Raw genomic sequence first — 22,786 nt, forward strand, 5'->3', positions numbered from 1 at the left:
AACTCCCCTATTATGCACAGCTTTAACCCACAAGAGAAAAGCCCATGACAGCACAAACCTTTATTCCCGGTAAAGATGCCGCCCTTGAAGAAAGTATCGCCAAATTTCAACAAAAACTGACCGCACTTGGCTTTCATATTGAAGAAGCCTCGTGGCTGAATCCGGTGCCGAATGTCTGGTCCGTGCATATTCGCGACAAAGACTGCCCGCAATGTTTTTCCAACGGTAAGGGTGCCAGCAAGAAAGCCGCGCTGGCCTCTGCGCTGGGCGAATATTTTGAACGTCTGTCCACCAATTATTTCTTCGCCGATTTTTATCTCGGTCAGGACATCGCCAACGGCGATTTCGTGCATTATCCGTCGGAAAAATGGTTTCCGATTGAAAATGACGCCCAGCTGCCGGAAGGCATATTAAATCAGGAACTGCTGGATTATTATGATCCCAATCATGAACTAACGCCGGAATTGCTGGTCGATTTGCAATCCGGCAACGCGGAGCGCGGCATTGTGGCGTTGCCTTATGTACGCCAGTCGGATCAACGCACGGTTTATATTCCGCAAAGTCTTATCGCAAATCTGTATGTGTCCAACGGCATGTCCGCCGGCAATACCCTGTATGAAGCCCGCGTGCAAGGCCTGTCGGAAGTGTTTGAGCGCTATGTGAAAAATAAAATTATCGCCGAGGCGATCAGCCTGCCGTTGATCCCGCAACAGGTGATGGCGCGCTATCCTTCCGTGCAGGCGTCAATCCGGAAAATGGAAGAGGAAGGTTTTCCGATTTTGGCTTATGACGCCTCGTTGGGCGGCCAATATCCCGTCATTTGCGTGATTTTACTGAATCCGCACAACGGCACTTGTTTTGCCTCTTTCGGCGCCCATCCGAACTTTCAGGTGGCATTGGAGCGCACGGTAACGGAATTATTGCAAGGGCGCAGCTTAAAGGATCTGGATGTGTTCACCCCGCCGTCGTTCAATAATCATGATGTGGCCGACCATGCCAATCTGGAAACTCATTTTATTGATTCCAGCGGGCTGATTTCATGGGATTTGTTCAAACAAGAGGCGGATTATCCGTTCGCCGATTGGGATTTTTCCGGCGATACCCATCAGGAATACGATAATCTGATGGCGATTTTCCGGGCGCTGCAAAAAGAGGTATATATTATGGATTACACCCATCTGGGTGTGTACGCCTGCCGCATTATCGTACCCGGCATGTCGGATATTTACCCTGCCGATGATCTGATTTACGCCAATAACAACATGGGCATGGACTGGCGGGAAATTTTGCTGGATCTGCCGCATTTCCATCACGACCGCGAAACCTATCAGGAACTGCTGACGGAGCTGGATGAACAAGGCATTGACGATGCCACCAGAGTGCGTGAATTTATCGGTATTGTCGCCCCCGCTCAATCGGGCTGGACAACGCTGCGCATCGGGGAATTAAAATCCATGCTGTATCTGGCCTTGCAGGATCTGGACAATGCGCTGGAATGGGCGAACTGGACATTAAATATGAATGCTTCGGTTTTCAGCGCCGCGCGCGCCAATTATTACCGCTGTTTAATCAGCTCTCTGGAGCTGTTTGCCGACCAAACCCGCACACTGGAACAATACCGCATGGTATTTGAGAAAATGTACGGTAAAACGGCGCTGGAATTTGCCTGGCAAGCCATACAGGGCGGCAATCCGTTTTACGATTTGCCCGCCGACGACGAACGACTACAGCATTTTCACGCTCATCAGAAATTGCTGACCGCCTATGCAAAACTGCAAAAAGCAAAACGCGAAAACTGGCGCTAAACCGCTCTTTGTGCACATCGGCGCGTAAAAGGCTGCGCGCCGATTTATCATACTGTGATCCGGCGCAAAGAAATCAATTCAATTTAACGTTATGCTAACAAACGATCTTTTTCGCTCACACCTATAAGGAGTATATTATGCAAAGTTGGACTGGCGAAATGTGGCAGGCTGCGCTTATCGGTCTGGTTGTCGGCGTAATTATCGGGTATCTGCTGTTACGTTTAACCAAAGGTTCGGTGAAAAAACAAGTGAAAACCGAAGCGGAACTACAGCAGGTCAAAAACGAACTCGGTACTCAAAAACAACAGCTGGAAAAACATTTCGCCGAAAGCGCCGAGCTGCTGAAAACCCTGGCACAGGATTACCAGAAACTTTATCGCCATCTGGCTTCATCATCCACCGCAATGCTGCCCGAACTGGCGGATAAGGCATTATTCACGCAGAATCTTATCGTGCATAATAACGAACCGGACGAACATACCGCTCAGAATAAAGACGGCCAGCCGCGGGATTATTCCGAGGGTTCTTCCGGCATTCTGAAAGCGGAAAAATAACCGACCGACAGCCTACAATGGCGAATTTCGGATTCGCCATCGTTATGCCCTTGCCCGTCCGTCGCTTATACGGCGACGACATAAATACATCACAACGCACCGGCAGCTTAGCCTGCCGCAAGCGATAAACGCAAATCAAATCGACCGCACTTTTTATTTTATGCTATCATAACGCCGATTTAACTTTACCGGTTTACAGAGAATGACTATGACCAATCACATCCAGCCGCTTGATCCCGATAGCGCAATTGATATCGCCTACGATATTTTTCTTGAAATGGCGGGAGAAAATCTCGATCCGGCAGACATTCTGCTGTTTAACCTACAGTTTGAAGAACGCGGCGCCGTTGAATTCGTCGAAACCGCCGAAGACTGGGAACAGGAAATCGGTGTCCTGATTGACCCCGAAGACTACGCCGAAGTCTGGATCGGCCTGCTCAACGAACAGGATGAAATGGACGATATTTTCGCTAAATTTTTGATATCTCACCGCGAAGAAGGGCGAGAATACCATATCATCTGGAAAAAATAGCGCAGCGTTAAACTCAAAGTGCGGTGGTTTTTTGATTGAAATTTATAAATTAATCTTAATAGTTGTAACGCCCATTTATATTTCGCAATGTTATAATCAAGTTACAATAAGTTATCTGAAAAGATTAACGCAAAGCTCTACCCCTCTAAATCTTGATTTAGAGGGGTATCTTTTTTAGATAAAAATTAATCCTTATAGAAAGGGATTTTTAGCGGACAAACAAAAAACCAGAACATTATCTGTTCTGGTTTTCTATCTCTTTGAAAATTTCAAAGTACTGTAATATGGTGTCCGTGACAGGACTTGAACCTGCACTGCCCGAAAGCATTAGAACCTGAATCTAACGTGTCTACCAATTCCACCACACGGACGTCAACTTTTGATGGAATGAATTCTAGCACAACAAATTTGAAAATTTAACTACAAAATGCAGATATTGTTTCAATAGCGCAGAATTTAAGCATAAACGCGATAGTGCGGTCGTTTTTTCTTCGTTTTCTGCTGAAGGTATAAACTACGTTAAAAATCACCGCACTTTTATAGCGCAATATACTCCAGTTTTACTTCGCCCAAATACGCCAGCAGCTCTTCCGCCATTGTGCGGTAAGACAGGGTGAGCGGTCGTTCCACCAGTACGACGCGCGCAATATTTTCCACTTCATTGCCGTTTAACAATAAATAGTTCAATGCGCTTTGCAATGCCGGCAGGCTCGGATTAAAGGCGGCATTTTCCGCATAGCTGCCGTGAAATATTTGTTGATCCTGCAATTGAATCGCCACTCCGGAATAACAGCGGGAATAAGGCGCATGCGCACGGTTAGCGGCCTGAACTGCGGTGCGGACAAGCATGTCCTGGGTGGAGAATTGTAATCCGTGATCTTCCTGATCAAATAAACGATGAGCAATATTCAAATCCTTCGGCCCGAACGCGTCGGGTAAATATTGATCCAGTAAATTATTCTGATTATGCGGTAAATGGATGCGTAATATGTCGGCGCTGTTCAATTCGTTCATAAACTGACGACAATGGCCGCACGGCGTGTAATTTACGGTAATATCGGTCAGGCGCGTTTCATCGCGCATCCAAGCGTGCGCAATGGCGCTTTGCTCGGCGTGGATGGTTTGCTGAATATGTGTGGCGCAGAATTCTTGATTGGCGCCGAAATAAAAATGTCCGCTTTCGCCTTTTGCCACGGCGCCTACGCTGAAATGAGAAATCGTCGGATTGGCATAACAGGCGCTGAGCGGCAACAGCGCCAATGCCAGCTGTTTATCCGTGATGCGATATTTTTCACACAAATGGCGAACCACAAAGTGCGGTAAAAATCCCTGAAAATGCTGCTCGCCCAGAATATGCCATAGATCCTGAGCCAGGGTTTGATTTTCCATTTGACTTAACGCCTGCCGGATGCGCTGCGAAATGTGTTTTTGTGCCTGAGTGTTCATAACGGCTCCTCTCTGAATAAACCGGAATAGGGTTATCATAGAGAATAATGAGGCGAAAATCCCTGATGGAAATTCGATTCTGTGAGATGTATCAAAGATTTAAATTATCTGTGCGGAATTTTTAATCAGGCGCCGTGCGATGACGCCTGAGAACATGTGCCGTCAATGGCGGCGATTGTCATTAGCCTGTTGCAGCAGCTGGCGGCTTTCGTTCAGAAACTGCTGTGAATAGTCGCCGAACCATTGCCGTACCCGGTTAAAACAATCAATAAAGCCTTGTTTATCGCCGTTTTCAAAAAATGCCAGACTTTCCGCATAACTTTGTTGCAGACTTTCGATGACCGCCAGATTTTCCGGTTTATCCATAATAATATCGGCGTACAGTGCGCCGTCCTGGGCGAATAAGCGACCGATCATCGCCAGCTCCAGCCGATAAATCGGTGAAGACAATGCCAGTAACTGAGACAATTGTACCGGCTGCTTGGATAAATGCAGGCCGTTGGCGAAGGTGGCAAAATGGCGCAGCGCCTGCACATAAGTCATACTGCGGTCATGTTCGGCGGCATCCGCCTGATAGATTGTCGCTCCCCAGATCCGAATCTGATCCAGCAGCCACTGATAACGCGCCGCATCGCGCCCCTCACAGCACACCACCACCTGCTTTGCCATACTGGCGATATCCGGGCCGAACATGGGGTGTAACCCCACCACCGCACCGCGATGCACTTCCAGCATTTTTGCTAACGGCGCACGTTTAACCGAGGTTAAATCGGTCAGCAGCATGTTTTCCGTTAAATACGGTTTCAGCCGTTCTATGGTTTCCACGGTTTTGACAATCGGCACTGACACAATCACCACATCGGCGCCGGCTAAAATCGTTTCCGCCTGCGCCCAATCCTGACTGCCCAGCGCCTGCACCGTATAACCGGACAGAGTTAAATAACGTCCGAATAATGCCCCCAGCTTCCCTTTGCCGCCGACAATCACAATTTTTCGGATAGCGGGATTGACGGTTTTAAAGCCGAACTGATTTTCCCGGCTATAGGATTCGCGCATTAAACGGCGCAACACATCTTCTATCAGATCCGCCGGCACACCGATTTTTTCCGCCTCCCGCCGTCTTGCCGCCAGCATATCCGCCTCCCGTTCCGGCGCATAAATCGGCAAGCCGTGCCGGTGCTTGAGTTCACCGACTTGCTTTACCAGCGCCAGTCGTTTGGCAAATAATTGTAATAATTCCCGATCCAGAGTATCGATTTCGGTTCTCAGTTCTTTCAGCGCATCCACTTATTGATTTCCTTATGATATAAACCATCCCGTTCAGGGCAATCATTATAACAACAACGAGACAATTCGCGCGGTTTAAATCATGCCTTTTTGCCTAATGCCGCCGCCATAGTTCTTAACAGCCGCTCCGAAGTGTCCCAATCGATACAGGCGTCGGTAATGGATACGCCGTATTGCATGTCGCTGACCGGCTGCTCCGCACTTTGATTACCGGCGTAAAGATTACTTTCCAGCATTAAGCCAATAATGGCGCGGTTACCGTTGACAATCTGGCGCACCGCCTCTTCCGCCACCGCCGGCTGACGGCGATAGTCTTTATTGGAATTGCCGTGGCTGCAATCGATCATAATCGCACTTTCCAGCCCCGCCGCATGCAATGCCTGCTCACACTGACTGACAAATTCCGCCTGATAGTTCGGATGTTTGCCGCCGCGTAAAATCACATGGCCGTCCGGATTGCCCGCGGTATGCAGTAAATTCACCTGTCCGCGCTGGTTAATGCCGATAAAACTGTGTCCCATCGACGCGGCTTTCATCGCGTTAATCGCGGTTGCCAGACTGCCGTCGGTACCGTTTTTGAATCCTACCGCCATCGACAGCCCGGATGCCAGCTCGCGATGCGTCTGCGATTCGGTAGTACGCGCGCCGATTGCCGACCAGCTGAACAGATCCGCCATATATTGCGGAGTAATCGGATCCAGCGCTTCAGTCGCCAGCGGCAAACCCATTTCCGCCAGTTCCAGCAACAACTGGCGGGCAATGTGCAAGCCGTGTTCCACATCAAAACTGCCGTCAATTTTCGGATCGTTAATCAACCCTTTCCAGCCGACGGTGGTGCGGGGTTTTTCAAAATACACCCGCATTACAATGTATAATGTCTCTTTCAATTCATCGGACAGCGCTTTCAACCGCTGCCCGTACTCCACCGCAGCAAGGGGATCATGAATGGAGCAAGGGCCGATAACCACCAATAAACGGTTATCCTTTTTATGGATAATATCGGCAATATCGCGGCGCGATTGTTCGATTTGGCGGCGCAGTTCCGCCGGTAGCGGCAGCTTCGCTTTTAATTCGTGCGGGGTAATCAACACTTTTTCATGCACAATATTCACATTATGGATACTGTCTTTGTGTGTCACGTTCATCATTTTCGCTTTCCTTTTTTGTAAATTTTTATATACATCAAATGTACGGATTAAATTACACTTAAATACACTAAAATTCAACCGCTTTTATCACTTTTTTCTTTTTGCCAAACATAAAGCCGGATAACATGGCGTGCTATCCGGCTTTCAAAAGTGCGGTGATTTTTTTCTGCGTTTTCTGCGTTTTCTGCGTTTTCTGCGTTTAGCGCACGGTAGCGCAATTTATACAGTACAGATACTGCCCTTTCGGGTCATTAAACCGCTCCAGCAGATTCAGCTGCTTTCTGATTTGCCCGAATTCCTGCGGGAAAACGATAAATTGCGCCACCGTCTGTTTCAACAGGTTTTGACTGCCGCGTTTGAAATCGCTCATCAACATGCCTAAGAAAGAGTTATCCTCTTCCGTCAGCCATTCGACGGCAAACTGCGCCACCTGTTTTTCTGCGCTCCGTTTGCGGTTAACCAGCTCGCCGGCCTTATTGACTGCGGCATCAAAATCGCCCAATTCATCAACCAGCTGATGCTTATACGCCTCCGTGCCGAGCCAAACCTGCCCCTGCGCAATGCTGTCGGCCTGCGCTTTCGGCATATTGCGCCCTTTGCTGACTAAAGAGAGAAACCGATCATAACCGTGCTCGATTTCCAGCTGCATAATCTCGCCGTTGAGCGACGGCAATCCGCTGAAGGCCGAACCGCGGCTCAGTTCCGTCGTCGCCACGCCGTCGGCCGAAATGCCCGCCTGTTTAATGGTGTTTTCAAAGGTCGGGAACAGCGCAAAAATGCCGATCGAGCCGGTAATCGTATTCGGATCCGCCACAATATAATCCGCCGTGCTTGCAATCCAATAACCGCCGGAGGCTGCCATTCCGCCCATCGACACCACCACCGGCTTGCCGGCTTGTTGCAGATTATCCACTTCCTGACGAATCAGCTCCGAGGCAAAGGCGCTGCCGCCCGGGCTGTTGACCCGCAGCACCACCGCATTGACCGCCTCATCCTCATAAGCCTGACGCAATAACGCCGCGATACTGTCGCCGCCCACATCCTGATCTTCACTGTCACCGTCGATAATGGTGCCTTCCACATTGATCACGGCGATTTTATGCTCACCGTCCGCCGTCATCCGATCCGGCAAACTCGCCAAATAGCGATCCAGCTCAACGGATTTCACCTCACCGTCGTCATTTTTGCCGAAAAGTGCGGTCAGTTTTTGCTCTAAAGTGAATCTGTCGGCAACCTGAGTAACCAGATTACGCTGTTTCGCATAAGCCGTACTGTCGCCGCCCAACGCCTGCAATTGGCGCAGATAGGTCTGACCTTCCGGCAAAACCGCCTGCGGCGTAATGCTGCGGTTATGGGCAACGGTGGCTTTGTAACTGTGCCACATTTCCCCCAGCCATTGCTGCATATTGGCTTTGGCCTGCGCCGACATATCGTCGCGCAAAAACGGCTCCACCGCGGATTTATAGGTGCCGACGCGGAAAACATGCGGGGTTATCGCCAGTTTGTCCAGCAGAGATTTAAAATACAGATTTTCCGCCGACATGCCTTCGATCGCCACCTGACCTATCGGATTGAGATAAATCTCATCGGCATAACTGGCCAGCAAATATTGTTTCTGCGTATAGTTATCCGCATAAGCGATAACCGGTTTGCCGCTTTGTTTGAAGCGTTCAATCGCTTTGCCGACATAATTCAGCGCCGGCAAATCCGCCCCGTCAAAGCGGTTCAGATCCAGCACCAGCCCTTTAATGCGTTCATCCTGCGCGGCGGTACTGACCGCATACACCACATCAAAGGTGGAAATCTGGCGCGGCACATATTGGTTATCCAGCTGTTTCAGGGTGTTGCGCCATGACATGCTGTCATCACGGTTATCCGCCAGATAGCCGTCGAGATTCAGCATCAGCGCGCCCTGATCGCCGTTAAGCGCCGCATTTTCTTTATACACCAGTCCGGCCGTCAGGCTGATTATCGTCCCAAGGAATAAGACAAAAAATAAAAACACCACATTCATGACCAAATCACGAATAAAATTCAGCATTCGCCAACACAATTTCAGACATTTAATAATAAGTCGCATAATTTCTCTGTCAGGTTTAATAACAAGCTCAACATTCAGCGCCATTGATGCGCCGTTTTATTTTACGCCGAAGCGGCGCCGTCACCAAGGTTCATAACATATCACAACCCACCATTTCAATAAATCCGAATTAAAAAAATATGCTAAACTAGACCGCACTTTTTACTACATTGAAAGGAAGAATTTATGGACGCACTACATTTGCTGACCACCCGCCGTTCGGAAAAAAAACTGCAACCGCCGGCGCCGAATAAACAACAGCTGGAACAGATTTTTCAGGCCGCGCTGCACGCCCCGGATCACGGCAAATTACAGCCTTACCATTTTGTGGTGATCGAAAAAGACGGCCTGCCGCGCTTTGCCGCGCTGCTGAAAAGTGCGGTGCATGAATTTAATTTAGGCGAAGAGCGGTTAAAAAAAGCCGAGGATTTGGCCTTGCGCGCGCCGATGATCATCGCCGTCGTTGCCAAAATTAATACCGACATCGCCAAAGTGCCCGCCTGGGAGCAAACACTGGCTGCCGGCTGCGCAACCTATGCTATGCAGCTGGCGGCCAATGCGCAGGGGTTCGATAACGTATGGGTAACCGGCCCTTGGGTAAACGGCAACGACCTGCGCAATGCGTTAGGTTGCACTGAAAACGATAAGATTATCGCGTTTCTGATGCTGGGCCGCGGCGAGGAAAAAATTCCGCGCGAACCGAAAGCGGCGGATTTCCGCCACTTGGTCAGCTATCTGTAATCCGCCGGCAGGACGGATTAAAAAATCCGTCTTTTTTTACCGCACTTTTAACCCGCTTTAATCACAATCGGCGCGCCTTTTTATTAAAAAATCCGTCTTTTTTTTACCGCACTTTTTAACGGGTCAGAATGGCCTCAAAGCGTCCGCTGCGTTTCAGTACGCGTGCCGCGGCGCGATCCAGATTTGTTTTCGTGACAATCTGATCCAGCTGCTGATACAAATAAATCAGGCGCGGCGAATGATCCAAGCGGTAGCTCTGTTCGATCTTTTCCGCCACATACAGCAACGAATCAAACTGCTGTTTAATCTGTATTTGCTTTTCCGCCCGTTTTTTTGCCACTTCCTGTTCGCTTATCCCCTGTTCGGCCAGTTGATCCAAAATCCGGTGAGTTAAATCCAGCAACGCGTCCGCCCGTTCCGGCGCACAGCTGAAGGTGATTTTGCCTTCAATCTGCGTGCTGTGCGGCTCCTGCGACAACCAAGTGTTGACGGAATAAATGCCGCTTTGTTGCTCGCGTAACGTGATGCGCAGTTTTTCCTGCATAATATCGGCCAACACCTCCAGTAGATATTCGTCTTCCGCCCGCCAGTGATTTTCCGCAGTTAAATATAATTCCACTTCGGCTCTCGGCTCCGTCAGTCCCTTAAGCACAAAGCGCTGCGCCGGCACGCTGGCGCGCAACGGCCGGAAAGTGCGATGCTGGCGTTTAACCTCGACATTGGCAAGGTATTTTTCCGCCAGCGATTTAACGGTCGCCTCCGGCACATCGCCGATAATAAAATAAGTGAAATCCGTTTTTCCGTTAATCATGCTCTGGTATAAGCGGGATAAGGTTGCGCCGTCGGCATTCAGGCTCTGCGCCTTATGCCGGCTGTACACGGTTTCCGAGCCGGGATAACGCCGTGCGGCCACCGCCTGCATAAATTCGGTTTCTTTATCGGCGTCGGCAAAATACTGTGCGGTTTCCTGTTTGTATTGCCGCCACACGCGTGGCGAAATCGGGCTGGCAGCCAGTTTGAGACGAAACAATGTCATCAGCGTTTCCAGCGCATCGGTTTTGCCAACGCCCACAAAGCCCTGATAATCGTCATTCAATAAGGTGGAAAAGACCAACTGCTTTTGGGTAAATAAATGCTGCATTTGTTCCTGTGACAACGTGCCGATTCCCGTCTCGTCCACCATGCTCACGGCGGCGCGCAGCCGGTGATAATCCGCCTGCGCCACGGAACGCAATCCGCCGTCGGTCAGCGCTTTAAAATACACCTGTCCCGGTTGCTTATCCGAATAATGGTAAATCAGGCGGCTGCCGTTGTGTAGGGTAAATTCCGTAATATTGCCCTGCGGATGATAAACCGCTTTGCTGACCGGCGCCGGCGGCAGATTTAACGGTGGCAACAACGCGTTATGTTCCGTGCGCGCCGCCGTTTGTTGCGTTGTGGCGGCGGCATGTTCCCATTGGCGTTCAATATCCGTCACGTTAAACGGCAGCTTTTTCGCCGGATAAGGTTGCGTAATCAGCAGCAGCTTCGCCGGCTGCGCCATGAGCTGACGAAAATCGGCGTTCACCTCCGCCGGCGTCACGGTCGCTAATAGTTGCCGGTTTAATTCGTATCTGTCGCGCGGGTTTAAACTGACCTGTTCGTTTGCCGCAACCGGGATTAAATCATCCGCCAGCTTTAAACTGCCGACCCGGATTTCCAGCTGTCTTTCATTCCGCTTTTGCAGACGCGCAATTTCATCCTGCAATTCCTGCTCACTAAAGCCCTGTTGTTTGAGGTCGGCAATAAAACCGAACAGCGCGGTAATCGCATCCTGATAGCGGGTATCGGACAGCTGCACGGAAAACAGATGCTGAATATTATATTTGCCCGGATGGCGCTGATAAAAATTCGCAGAACTGACCGCACTTTGCCGGTTTTCCCATTGTTGCAGTCTGACATTCACCAGCCGAATCAGAATCTGGCGAATCAGTTCCGCACGATATTCCGCGCGGGTATTTTGCGCGGCAAACTCGGTGAATAAACTCAGTTCAATGGAAGGCGAACTGATGCCTGCCTCGTCAATGGTGGCCAGACGCCAACGGTTAATCAGCGGAATCCGGTAGTCGATGTTTTCCAGCGCCGGCAACGGCGCCGCCGATGCCGCTAATTTCGTGTTCAGCAAGGCTTTTATATGGCGTTTATCAATATCGCCGACCACAATAACCGCCATATTATCGGGGCGATACCATTTGCGGTAAAAATCCTTCACCCGCCGGGCGGAAACGGTTTTTATCACATCAACATCGCCGATAGGATCTCGTAATACATAGCGTGAGCCGGCCATTTCCAGCGCACTTTTTTTATCCCCCAGACGCAGCATCGGGCTTAAGCGCGAACGCCATTCTTCCAGCACCACGCCGCGCTCTGCCGCCAAATCATCCGGCAGGACGGTGACATGGTTCATCCATTCGTGAATCACTTCAAAAGCCAGCGCCAAACGCGCCGGATCATTATTCGCCAGATTTAAGGTATAAACCGTATTCTCGAAATCGGTGAAGGCATTAATATCGCGGGCGAATTTCATCCCCAGCCGTTCCAGCGCATCGATAATCTGATTTTGCGGAAAACGCCGGGTGCCGTTAAACGCCATATGTTCGACAATATGCGCCACGCCTTTCTGATCATCCTCTTCGTTCATCGAACCGGCATTCACCACTAAACGAATATACACCCGGCCGGCGGGCTGATCATTGGGCATAATATAATAGCGTAACCCGTTATCCAGACGGCCATAAGCGATGTCCGGATCAAAGGGCAACGCCTGTTCGTCCCGATCCGGCACCAGCGCGCTATGACAACCGGACAGCAGCAATAAAGTCAGGCAATAAAATAGATATTTTTTCATAAACATCACGATAGAAAAATCATCTGCGCACATTATCGCGCAGATGTTGTTATGATCATCGGTTAGAAGTTATAGCCGACTTCCAGCCAGAACTCACGACCGGCACTGTAAATCCCGTATTCATCGGAGGTGGAAAGACTTTTCGAGGATTTCTGCCGCACTTTATTCAGCACATTTAACACATCAAGCTGAAGATAGGCGGAATGCGTACCGCTCAGCGGCAGCTGCCAGCGCACGCTGCTGTCCCATTGATAATGCGTGCCGTAGTCAAAAGAGCGATAACGCGAAATGGGTTCGGCATCGGAATTTATCTGCTCATAACCTCTTATCGGTGCTTTCACATACAATCTGTTCGACCAAGTGATCGCATAATCCGGTATGCTCATATCCAGCCCGGCGCGCACAATCCAGTCTTCCGTACTGCTGTTGACTTTTTGTTCCATTTGCCGCCGCGTCATGAATTTACCGTCTAAATAAACCCGCTCATCCGGATTGAGATCTTTATTCAGGTCGGCGCGTTTGGTATTCAGCCAATCAAAGCCCAGACTGGCGTTCCAGTAGCTGTTTCCCCATTCCCAAGGCTCAATATTATTCAGTTGCAGGGTGTACACATCCACACCGAAATCATTGCCGTTACGATACACGGTTTTGCGGTTATCGCGTTTTAGTACGATGCGGTTTTTATTTTTACGGTGAATATAATTCAGTTTCAGCGCCCAGTTGGCAATATGCTGTTCAAAGCCTAAACTCAGTTCATCGGCATAAGGCGTTTTCAGCGAGCCGAATGCCTGATGCTGTCTTGAAGTATCGTTATTCAGGCGTAAAATTTCATTGGTGAGTTTAAAGGAGGAAAAAGACCGCCCGTAATAGCGATTCAGACCTAAACTGAACTTGGTGTCCGCCCAAGGGCTATAACGCGCCACAAAGCGCGGTGCGATATTGTTGTTTTTTAAGTAATCGTCCCGTTCGGCGCGAATACCCGGACGCAATTCCACATTCCGCCATGTGATTAAATCCTCCGCATAAAAGACGATATTCCGATAGTCGGTTTTCACCCTGCCGGCCGGCACGGTTTCTTCCAGCAACACTCTGGGAGCGGAATCGGGATAAATATCAATCACTTTAGTCTTCACCGGTTTCGGCCGGTGAAAGCGGTAAGCGGTTGCCTGATAGATAGCGCCCAAGGAAACGGAATGGCCGACATTACCCCAATGAAACGGATTTACGGCATATTCGGTGGAAAAATGCAGATTCCGCTGCGTCAGCTCGCTGTCGCCCCAACCGCCTTTTTCATAGCTGTATAGCACATCATAATTATCATCATAGACAGAGACGGTTTCCACACTGTCGGCGCGCGATTTACGTTTATCAACAAACTGATCATAGGCCAAGGTATTGGTCAACACGCCCGAATCAAAGGCGTGTACCCAGGATAATGTCATGCCGTAGGCATTATGATAATCATCCACGTTATTGTCGATATTATCCTGATAATATTTGGTTTCTTTATAACCGGAATAACGCAAGCCCAGCTCGAAACGATTCGTATCATCCGGCGTATAATTAAAATTCAGCAATGCCGTATCGGCCAGACGCGAATGGTTTTCTTTGTCCAGCTGAGCCGGTTTATCTTTTTCCGGACGAATCAAGCGGTTCTGTTCAATCCGGCTGGTTCGGCGGCTGAAGCCGAACACCATGCCTAAGTTATCGGTTAATCCTTGTTCCGCCGTCAAAGCGAAAAACTGTTTACCGTATTTCGGCTGAAATATCGCCGCACCGCTATTATCCGGCCGAACCTGAGCCAGGGTTTTGCGTAACGACTCATCGGTTTTCATTCTTGCCCAGGACGAATGCGTCGTACGGTATTTTAAGCCGACCCGATTGTGGCCGTCATATTGTTTGGTTTTCGCCACCACCGCACCGCCGGTAAAACCGCCCAAACTGGCGGAAATATTACTGTCATGCAGTTCTACTTTCGAGAGCATCGTCGCATCAAAAAAATACGCCTGAGTGCTGCTCAGCCCCGGCACCGTCTGCAATGAGCCGTCAAAAATTTCGCTGTCAACGGTCAAATCATTATTTATGTTTACATTATCCACAAAATAAGCGGTTTGATTCGCATCCGCGCCGTTAATCGAAATATTCTCCGGCTTAATTTCGCCGCGCGACAAGCCGTCTTTGTCGCTGTGTTCATAGCGCACATGCGGATCAGAAGCCAAATAATCGGAAATATTGCCGTTTGCCGCCGGTGTTTTGCGCATCTCTTCGCGGCGAATGGTCTGAGTTGAGGATAAAGAGCGGTTTTGTTCGCCATAGACGACAATCTCTGCCAGTTTATTATTGGAATCGGCATTACCGGCCTGTGCGGCATATAAACCGGTGGATAATACGGAACTGATGAGCGCCGCAACCAGATTTTTATTGTAATTAAACATTAAATGGTCCCTTAAAAGATAAAATTAAGTAAATGATAATTATTATCGTTTTAATTTTAAATTAAACGGACTTTGGAGTAAAGAAAAGATGATTAAATAAAATCTGATATTAAACTTCAGTTTATGGAAAGGAATAAAAAACGCCGGAACAGGCTGCCGGCGTGGGGGTTATTTATTGATTAGCGTTAAAAATTCTTTGCGGGTTTCCCGATCATTGAGGAAAATACCGCCGAATGCCGAGGTGACCGTGTAACTGTTGGTATCCTTGATGCCGCGACATTTTACACAAAAGTGCGTGGCTTTGACATATACCGCCACATCTTCCGTCTCCAGAATGGTTTGAAACGCCAGCAGAATCTGTTCCGTCAGCCGTTCCTGTACCTGCGGGCGCTGGGCGAAAAAAGCCACCACACGGTTAATTTTAGATAAGCCGATCACCCATTTTTTCGGATAATACGCCACCGAAACCATACCGTCGATCGTCACGAAATGATGTTCGCAGGTGCTGGTCAGCGTCACATCATTCACTAACACCATTTCGCTGACTTTCATCCGGTTTTCGATATTGGTGATTTTAGGGAAATTGGCGTAATCCAGACCGCTGAAAATTTCATCGACGAACATTTTCGCCAGACGGGCGGGCGTTTCTTCAAGGCTGTCGTCGCTTAAGTCTAAGCCGATTAATTTCATCACTTCGCGCATATGCCGTTCGATGCCCGCGCGCCGTTGTGTTTTTGTCCGGTTAAGTGCGATTGTCGGCGTTTCTATCCCTTTTTCTATCAGCGCACGACGCACCTTCTCCGCTTCTGGTGAAATACTACTCATTTCCCGCTCCATGAATGATTAATCCGGCTATTCTACCAGACAACAAAACAATAATAAAATGAGAATAATCGTTAGATCCTATGAAAAAAATAAGTAAAATAATCGGGTATTTTATCGAAAAAGGAATCTGCTATGCTCAGTCTCGCTCAAGCTTTAAACCAAATGTTGGTACAACTGCCCTCCCCGTCATCCGCTCATGCGAAAATCATCAAGCTGGATCAGGCGGTTAACCGCATCTGCGCGCAGGATGTGGTTTCGCCCATCAATGTTCCGGCGTTCGACAATTCGGCGATGGACGGCTATGCCGTGCGCCTGTCGGATTTACACCGCTCCATGCGTTTGAACGTGATCGGAAAATCCTTTGCCGGCAGCCCGTTTCAGGGCGAATGGAGCGCACAAAGTACGGTGCGGATTATGACCGGTGCGATGCTTCCGCCGGGCACCGACGCGGTAATTATGCAGGAAGAGGCGGAATGTCACGCCGACGGTACCGTCACCTTTAAACAGATGCCGAAAGCCGGACAGCATATCCGTCGCTGCGGCGAGGATATCAAACAAGGCGAAGTGGCATTAAAAAGCGGCGAAAAACTGACCGCACTTTCCCTGCCGCTGCTCGCCTCACTAGGCATTGCCGAGGTGGCGGTGCTGCCGCGCCTGAAGGTGGCAATTTTATCCACCGGCGATGAGCTGGTGCCGGTAGGTCAGCCGTTAAGCACAGGGAAAATTTACGATACCAACCGTTTTAGCGTTAAACTGATGCTGGAAAAACTGAACTGCGAAGTGCTGGATTACGGCATTTTGCCCGACGATGAACAACAGTTCGAACAGGCGTTTATCGCCGCCCAGCAACAGGCGGATCTGGTGATTACCAGCGGCGGGGTTTCCGTGGGCGAAGCGGATTTCACCAAAACCGTGCTGGAAAAAATCGGTCGGATTAATTTCTGGAAAATCGCCATCAAACCGGGCAAACCTTTCGCTTTCGGTAAGCTGGAAAATGCCTGGTTCTGCGGGCTGCCGGGCAATCCGGTTTCCGCGTTGGTGACCTTTTATCAATTGGTTCAGCCGGCCATCGCCAAATTAAGCGGACACACGGCCTGGCAACCGCCGCGCCGTTTACCGGCAGTTGCCGCCGTCAAGCTGAAAAAAGCCCCCGGCAGACAGGATTTTCAGCGCGGCAACTACCAACTGAACGCACAAGGACAACTTGAAGTGGCGCCCATCGGTTTTCAGGGCTCGCATATGTTCAGTTCATTTGTTAAAAGCAACTGTTTTATTGTGCTTGAGGCCGAACGCGGCGATGTCGGCGCCGGCGAAACGGTGACAATCGAACCGTTCAACGATATATTAGGTTAATTTATGACAGAACTTACTGCGGCGGAAGAATACCGTTACAACCGCCAGATCGTACTGAAAGAGGTGGATTTCGACGGTCAGGAAAAACTGAAAGACAGCACCATGCTGATCGTCGGTCTCGGCGGATTGGGCTGCGCCGCCGCGCAATATCTGGCGGCGGCGGGCGTCGGCACATTGATTTTACTGGATTTCGACAAAGTTTCCCTGTCCAATCTACAGCGCCAAATCTTACATAATGACAGCCGTCTGGATAACTTAAAAGTGGAATCCGCCAAAATCGCCCTGCAACAGATTAATCCGCACATTCAAATCGATACCGTCAGTCGCATATTGGATGACGAACCGCTCGCCGAGTTAATCCGCCGGGCGGATGTGGTGCTGGATTGTACCGATAATGTCGCCACCCGCAACCAATTGGATCGCCACTGTCAGCAAAGTCGGACGCCGCTGGTTTCCGGCGCCGCCATCCGCATGGAAGGACAGGTTTCGGTATTTACTTACGCGCCGCAAACGCCGACTTATCACAGTCTCAGCCGCTTATTCGGCGACAACGAACTCAGCTGCGTGGAAGCGGGCGTGCTGTCGCCGATTGTCGGCATTATCGGTGCGATTCAGGCGCTGGAAGCAATAAAAGTGCGGTTAAATATCGGCAAGAATTTATGCGGTCGGTTATTGATGATCGACGGACTCAATATGAACGTCCGGGAAATTAAACTGCCGGCATAAAAGATAATGCGGCGGCTTAAGCTTTTCTTAAGATTTATCTGTTTTAATCCTGCGCCATTAGTCAATACGTTATAGTTGAGGAGTATGTATGATTAAAAAACTGATGGCAGTGGCTCTGCTGAGCGCATTTTTGAGCGGTTGTTTTCTTCCTTGGCACGGCCCGCACGGCGGCGGTGGCGGCGGCCCGATGATGCAGCAAGGGGGCGGCGCCGGCGGACACGGAAACGGCGGCCCGCGCTGATCCTTGCCCTCGCCACGACAACAATAAAGGGAACCGAGGTTCCCTTTGCTTTTTTCACTTGCCGAATTTACGCCTACCGCCTATCCTGTTCCCCAGCGCGGAAACAGATCCTTTTGCAGAACAATACCGAATTGATCGCATAACCGGTTCACGCTCTGATTAATCAGATCATCCACGCTGGCGGGACGATGATAAAAGGCCGGCATTAACGGCGCTATTTGCGCGCCGATTTCCGCCGCCTGCGTCATCAGGCGCAAATGCCCCAAATGCAGCGGCGTTTCGCGCACGCACAACAGCAGCGGTTTACGCTCCTTCAGGCACACATCCGCGGCACGGCTTATCAGATCATCACTGTAACTGTGCGCCACCGCGGACAAGGTTTTGATTGAACAAGGCACAATCAACATCCCCAGCGTGCGGTAAGAACCGGATGATACCGCCGCGCCGATGTCCCGCACATCATGATTCACATCCGCAAGCGCGCGCACCTGCGCGACGGAATAATCGGTTTCGGCAGCAATCGTTCGTTTCGCGGCGTGGCTGATAATCAAGTGCGTTTCAATATCCGGCAGATTTTTCAGCACCTCCAGCAAACGGATGCCGTAAATCGCACCGGATGCCCCGGTGATGCCGATAATCAGCGATTGTTTATCTTTCATTATGCATTTCAAGGTTAGTGGCGTCTTTCTCGCGCTTTTTCTTCGCCTTATCGTTGCGCAGCCCGGCGATCGTATCCAAATAATCCGGCGTAATATCACCGGTCACATATTCACCGGTAAACACCGAACAGTCGAACGCCTGAATCGCCGGATTTTCCTGCTGAACGGAACCGGTTAACGCATCCAAATCCTGAAAAATCAGTTTATCTACGCCGATCAAACGGGCGATTTCGTCCACATTGCGGCCGTAAGCGATAAGCTCGTGCTTGGTCGGCATATCAATGCCGTACACATTCGGATAACGAATTTCCGGCGCGGCGGAGGCAAAATAAATTTTATTTGCGCCGGCCGCTCTTGCCATATCCACAATCTGCTCGGAGGTCGTACCGCGGACAATGGAATCATCTACCAACAGTACGTTTTTGCCTTTAAATTCCGATGAAATGGTGTTCAGTTTACGCCGCACCGCACTGACCCGCTGGGTTTGTCCCGGCATAATGAACGTGCGTCCTACATAACGGTTTTTCACAAATCCCTGACGGTACGGTTTACCCAGCACATGGGCGATGCGCAAAGCAATATCGTTGGACGTTTCCGGCACCGGAATCACCACGTCAATATCCAGATCGCGCCACTGGCGTGCGATTTTCTCGCCCAGACGCTCGCCCATATGCACGCGGGCGGCATACACGGAGACGCCGTCGATATAAGAATCCGGACGGGCAAAATAGACATATTCGAAAATACAAGGCGTCAACTGCGGATTATCGGCGCATTGCTCGGCATACAGTTCGCCGTCGAAGGTGACATACACCGCTTCGCCGGGCGCAATATCGCGCACAAATTCAAACCCGACCACATCCAGTGCAATGCTTTCCGAGGCAAACATATATTCGGTTTTGCCGTTTTCTTCCCGTTTGCCCAGCACCAGCGGACGGATGCCGTGCGGATCGCGGAACGCCACCATGCCGTGACCGATAATCATCGCCACACAGGCATAGGCGCCGCGAATATCCCGGTGGGTTTCTTTAATCGCCCGGAAAATATCTTGCGCCGACAAATGACGGGTATCAATCTGATCCAGATGATAGGCCAGAATATTCAGCAAAACTTCCGAATCCGAATTGGTGTTGACATGACGGCGCGCACGATTAAACAGGGTTTCTTTCAGCTGTTCGGAATTGGTCAGATTACCGTTGTGTACCAGCGTCAGGCCGTACGGCGAATTCACATAAAACGGCTGCGCTTCGGATACACTGGAGCTGCCCGCCGTCGGATAACGCACATGCCCGATGCCGGCATTTCCCTGCAAACGCAGCATGTGAACCTGCTGAAATACGTCACTGACCAAACCGTTGGCTTTGCGCAAACGGAAACGGTTCTCATCATCAACGGTGATAATTCCCGCCGCATCCTGCCCGCGATGCTGCAGCAAGGTTAACGCATCATAAATGGATTGATTCACTGGACTGTGACTGACAATACCGACAATACCACACATATTGGTGCTGATCCTCTATTTAGTTAAGGTTGAATTTAATAAACTTGAATTCGCCTGTAGCTGTTGAAAAAACCACTCGACGATAAAACCGAAGTGCGGTATTAATTTTGACGATTTCCACACTTCGGTCTGGCTGAAATTGGTAAAGGTATCCACAAAAAACAATAACGCCGCAACAATCAGTACGCCGCGCAAAAAGCCGAAACAGGCGCCTAACACGCGATCCGTTCCGCTTAATCCGGTTTTATCCACTAACTGACCGATAATGTAATTGACGATGGCGCCGACAATTAAGGTGGCGAGAAACAGGATGCCGATAGCGCTTCCGTTACGCACATAAACCGATTCGATCTGGGTGAGATAATTGGCGAGGTAAGGATAAAAATGATTTGCCACTAAAAAAGCCACTACCCAACTGGCCAGTGACATCACTTCGCGCACAAAACCGCGTAATAAACTTACAATCACGGAAAAAATAATGATTCCGATAATAATCAGGTCAATATAATTGTTCATTAATAATCTCTAACAAACAGGACAATTTACGACCGCACTATTCTAGCAAAAAACGAAACCGTTTGCGCAGTTTAATTACGGTTTTCAATAAATTCCTTCGGTTAATACCAAACCGCGGCGTGATCACTGCTCATGACGCGGCAAAACAAGGGTTAAATTTCCTGCCAGAAATCCGGCGGCAGTTTTTTCTGCGCTTTGCTCAGCACCTCCGCCAAGTCCTGATAGGTCGGCCGGGCCGGCGGCACAACCGTTTCATTCACCGCGTGCAAACGGGCGCAAATTTTATCAAACCACACCGCACTTTGTGCCGGCAACGGGGTCTGCGCCCGTTTTCCCAGCCAGTATAATCCCTGTAGCGGCAAGCTCAGCGCGAACAGCGCGGTCAACAGCGCAATCGCCAGCGCCGCGCCGTCACCTTTGCTATAAACCTGCTGCCAAGCCACGGCAAACACCGCCACAAAAGGCATAAATTTCTGCCCGAAAAGGGTGCTTTTAATGATCCGGTTTTCCGGAAAAATCATGCCGAGTTTATTTTCCGCCGGCCAGCTGGTTAAATAGCGCTGTCCCCGTTTACAGATCGCATAAATTCCCATCATCGTTATAACACCGTCACCCGTTAATCACTGAAATTTTCCCGGCGGCTATTCTAGCACAAAATCGCCGTGCTGATTTTTATTCCGGCATGTTAAATTTTAATCATTTTCCGAGAAAAATCGCATTTTTTAACGTTCAGAATTTATTTTGCCGGCCGAAAGGTGTATCCTATTGCGCAATCACGACTTTATGTGTCTGGCTCAGTATTCGAGCTGATTTCTTTTAACTCAAATCAAAAATAGGTTATTTATGTCACAAAAATTAGTCCTAGTGCTTAACTGCGGCAGCTCCTCATTGAAATTTTCCATTTTAGACCCGGTATCCGGAGAAGAAAAACTGTCCGGTTTGGCTGAAGCGTTTAATTTGCCGGAAGCTCGCATTAAATGGAAATTACATGGCGAAAAAAGCAATGCGGATTTAGGCGCAGGTGCGGCTCACAGCGAAGCGCTCGCCTTTATCGTGAATAATATTTTCTCATTGGATCCGTCTTTAAAAGACGAAGTTGTGGCAATCGGTCACCGTATCGTGCACGGCGGTGAAAAATTCACTTCTTCCGTCATTATTACCGATGAAGTGATTAAAGGTATCGAAGATGCGATTCAGTTTGCGCCGCTGCACAATCCGGCTCACTTAATCGGGATCAAAGAAGCTTTCAAAATGTTCCCGCACTTAAAAGAAAAAAACGTGGTGGTATTCGATACCGCATTCCATACCACAATGCCGGAAGAAGCCTATCTGTACGCGCTGCCGTACTCCCTTTATAAAGAACACGCCATCCGTCGCTACGGCGCACACGGCACCAGCCACTTCTATGTCAGCCGTCAGGCGGCACAGCGTCTGAACGTTGCGGAAGATAAAGTCAACGTCATTACCTGCCATTTGGGTAACGGCGCATCCGTTGCGGCGGTTCGCCACGGTAAATGTATCGATACCTCTATGGGATTGACGCCGTTGGAAGGTTTGGTGATGGGTACCCGTTCCGGTGATTTGGATCCGGCGATCATTTTCTATCTGCACAACAATCTGGGCATGTCGGTGGAAGATATCAACATTCTGCTGACTAAAAAATCCGGCCTGCTCGGTTTAACCGAAGTAACCAGCGATTGCCGTTACGCCGAAGACAATTATGAAAAAGAAGTACCGGCCAAACGCGCACTGGATGTATTCTGCTACCGTTTAGCCAAATATATCGGTTCTTACATGGCCGTTATCGGCGAACGGCTGGATGCCATCGTATTTACCGGCGGTATCGGTGAAAACTCCGCCCATGTGCGCGAAATCACCTTGCAGCATCTGAAATTATTCGGCTATCAGCTGGATACGGAAAAAAATCTTGCCGCCCGTTTCGGCAATGAAGGGGTAATCACCGCAGACAATACGCCTATCGCCATGGTTATCCCGACTAATGAAGAATTGGTCATCGCACAGGATACAGCACGTCTTTGTATCTAACATT

19 protein-coding genes and 1 tRNA gene are annotated in these 22,786 nt (G+C 49.7%); 8 read left to right on the top strand and 12 right to left on the bottom strand.

Going from position 1 to position 22,786, the window contains the following annotated elements; genetic code table 11:
* Positions 1–44 precede the first annotated feature (44 nt).
* The 3 genes from ycaO to ACESOH_RS05125 all read left to right on the top strand — a co-directional run bounded on the left by ycaO (position 45) and on the right by ACESOH_RS05125 (position 2,891).
* Positions 45–1,805, top strand: a complete 1,761-nt coding sequence (ycaO, locus tag ACESOH_RS05115; protein ID WP_373100135.1) for a 30S ribosomal protein S12 methylthiotransferase accessory factor YcaO — start codon at positions 45–47, stop codon at positions 1,803–1,805.
* Between the two features lie 137 nt (positions 1,806–1,942).
* Positions 1,943–2,359 (top strand): Z-ring associated ZapG family protein, encoded by a 417-nt coding sequence (locus ACESOH_RS05120; protein ID WP_373100137.1) that lies wholly within the window; start codon positions 1,943–1,945, stop codon positions 2,357–2,359.
* A 208-nt stretch (positions 2,360–2,567) separates the two neighbouring features.
* Positions 2,568–2,891, top strand: coding sequence for an HI1450 family dsDNA-mimic protein (locus tag ACESOH_RS05125; RefSeq protein ID WP_373100424.1), 324 nt, complete (start codon positions 2,568–2,570; stop codon positions 2,889–2,891).
* Positions 2,892–3,176: 285 nt separating this feature from the next.
* Here the strand turns inward: ACESOH_RS05125 and ACESOH_RS05130 are convergent.
* The 5 genes from ACESOH_RS05130 to sppA form a co-directional block, all read right to left on the bottom strand.
* A tRNA-Leu gene (locus tag ACESOH_RS05130) sits at positions 3,177–3,262 on the bottom strand.
* 166 nt (positions 3,263–3,428) lie between these two features.
* Positions 3,429–4,337 (bottom strand): cytidine deaminase, encoded by a 909-nt coding sequence (gene cdd, locus ACESOH_RS05135; RefSeq protein ID WP_373100139.1) that lies wholly within the window; start codon positions 4,335–4,337, stop codon positions 3,429–3,431.
* Between the two features lie 162 nt (positions 4,338–4,499).
* Positions 4,500–5,624, bottom strand: a complete 1,125-nt coding sequence (gene tyrA / locus ACESOH_RS05140) for a bifunctional chorismate mutase/prephenate dehydrogenase (RefSeq protein WP_032092787.1) — start codon at positions 5,622–5,624, stop codon at positions 4,500–4,502.
* An 80-nt stretch (positions 5,625–5,704) separates the two neighbouring features.
* A complete protein-coding gene (locus tag ACESOH_RS05145; RefSeq protein WP_373100140.1) occupies positions 5,705–6,772 on the bottom strand; it encodes a 3-deoxy-7-phosphoheptulonate synthase in 1,068 nt (355 codons plus the stop codon).
* 199 nt (positions 6,773–6,971) lie between these two features.
* Positions 6,972–8,852: a signal peptide peptidase SppA gene (gene sppA, locus ACESOH_RS05150; protein WP_373100142.1), complete on the bottom strand. Its 1,881-nt coding sequence runs from the start codon at positions 8,850–8,852 to the stop codon at positions 6,972–6,974.
* Between the two features lie 186 nt (positions 8,853–9,038).
* On the opposite strand from sppA, the gene ACESOH_RS05155 reads away from it, so the two are divergent.
* Positions 9,039–9,593: an NAD(P)H nitroreductase gene (locus ACESOH_RS05155; RefSeq protein WP_373100143.1), complete on the top strand. Its 555-nt coding sequence runs from the start codon at positions 9,039–9,041 to the stop codon at positions 9,591–9,593.
* A 115-nt stretch (positions 9,594–9,708) separates the two neighbouring features.
* Here the strand turns inward: ACESOH_RS05155 and ACESOH_RS05160 are convergent, their stop codons facing one another.
* The 3 genes from ACESOH_RS05160 to folE form a co-directional block, all read right to left on the bottom strand.
* A complete protein-coding gene (locus tag ACESOH_RS05160; RefSeq protein ID WP_373100145.1) occupies positions 9,709–12,480 on the bottom strand; it encodes a M16 family metallopeptidase in 2,772 nt (923 codons plus the stop codon).
* A 62-nt stretch (positions 12,481–12,542) separates the two neighbouring features.
* Positions 12,543–14,915, bottom strand: a complete 2,373-nt coding sequence (locus ACESOH_RS05165; protein ID WP_373100147.1) for a TonB-dependent receptor plug domain-containing protein — start codon at positions 14,913–14,915, stop codon at positions 12,543–12,545.
* A 168-nt stretch (positions 14,916–15,083) separates the two neighbouring features.
* The gene (folE, locus tag ACESOH_RS05170; protein WP_032092791.1) at positions 15,084–15,740 is read right to left on the bottom strand and encodes a GTP cyclohydrolase I FolE; all 657 of its coding nucleotides are present in this window, start codon (positions 15,738–15,740) and stop codon (positions 15,084–15,086) included.
* 132 nt (positions 15,741–15,872) lie between these two features.
* Between folE and moeA the strand changes: the two genes are divergently transcribed.
* The 3 genes from moeA (at position 15,873) to ACESOH_RS05185 (ending at position 18,060) form a co-directional block, all read left to right on the top strand.
* Positions 15,873–17,093 carry a molybdopterin molybdotransferase MoeA gene (gene moeA, locus ACESOH_RS05175; protein WP_373100148.1) on the top strand — a complete coding sequence of 407 codons (1,221 nt, stop codon included), beginning with the start codon at positions 15,873–15,875 and terminating at the stop codon, positions 17,091–17,093.
* A 3-nt stretch (positions 17,094–17,096) separates the two neighbouring features.
* Entirely contained in the window at positions 17,097–17,819 is a 723-nt protein-coding gene (gene moeB, locus ACESOH_RS05180) for a molybdopterin-synthase adenylyltransferase MoeB (protein ID WP_373100150.1), read from the top strand.
* Positions 17,820–17,907: 88 nt separating this feature from the next.
* A complete protein-coding gene (locus ACESOH_RS05185; protein WP_373100152.1) occupies positions 17,908–18,060 on the top strand; it encodes a hypothetical protein in 153 nt (50 codons plus the stop codon).
* A gap of 80 nt (positions 18,061–18,140) precedes the next feature.
* On the opposite strand, the gene ACESOH_RS05190 is transcribed toward ACESOH_RS05185, so the two are convergent.
* The 4 genes from ACESOH_RS05190 to yfbV form a co-directional block, all read right to left on the bottom strand.
* Positions 18,141–18,719, bottom strand: coding sequence for a UbiX family flavin prenyltransferase (locus ACESOH_RS05190; protein ID WP_373100153.1), 579 nt, complete (start codon positions 18,717–18,719; stop codon positions 18,141–18,143).
* Positions 18,709–20,220, bottom strand: a complete 1,512-nt coding sequence (purF, locus tag ACESOH_RS05195; RefSeq protein ID WP_373100155.1) for an amidophosphoribosyltransferase — start codon at positions 20,218–20,220, stop codon at positions 18,709–18,711. The genes ACESOH_RS05190 and purF overlap by 11 nt, the downstream gene beginning before the upstream one ends.
* Positions 20,221–20,235: 15 nt before the next feature.
* A complete protein-coding gene (locus ACESOH_RS05200) occupies positions 20,236–20,736 on the bottom strand; it encodes a CvpA family protein (RefSeq protein ID WP_032092796.1) in 501 nt (166 codons plus the stop codon).
* A 152-nt stretch (positions 20,737–20,888) separates the two neighbouring features.
* Positions 20,889–21,329, bottom strand: coding sequence for a terminus macrodomain insulation protein YfbV (gene yfbV, locus ACESOH_RS05205; RefSeq protein ID WP_373100425.1), 441 nt, complete (start codon positions 21,327–21,329; stop codon positions 20,889–20,891).
* 250 nt (positions 21,330–21,579) lie between these two features.
* Here yfbV and ACESOH_RS05210 point away from each other — a divergent pair, with 250 nt between their 5' ends.
* Positions 21,580–22,782 carry an acetate kinase gene (locus tag ACESOH_RS05210; RefSeq protein ID WP_373100157.1) on the top strand — a complete coding sequence of 401 codons (1,203 nt, stop codon included), beginning with the start codon at positions 21,580–21,582 and terminating at the stop codon, positions 22,780–22,782.
* Positions 22,783–22,786: the final 4 nt, after the last annotated feature.

This window comes from Necropsobacter rosorum (assembly GCF_964241405.1).
Lineage (GTDB): Bacteria > Pseudomonadota > Gammaproteobacteria > Enterobacterales > Pasteurellaceae > Necropsobacter > Necropsobacter rosorum.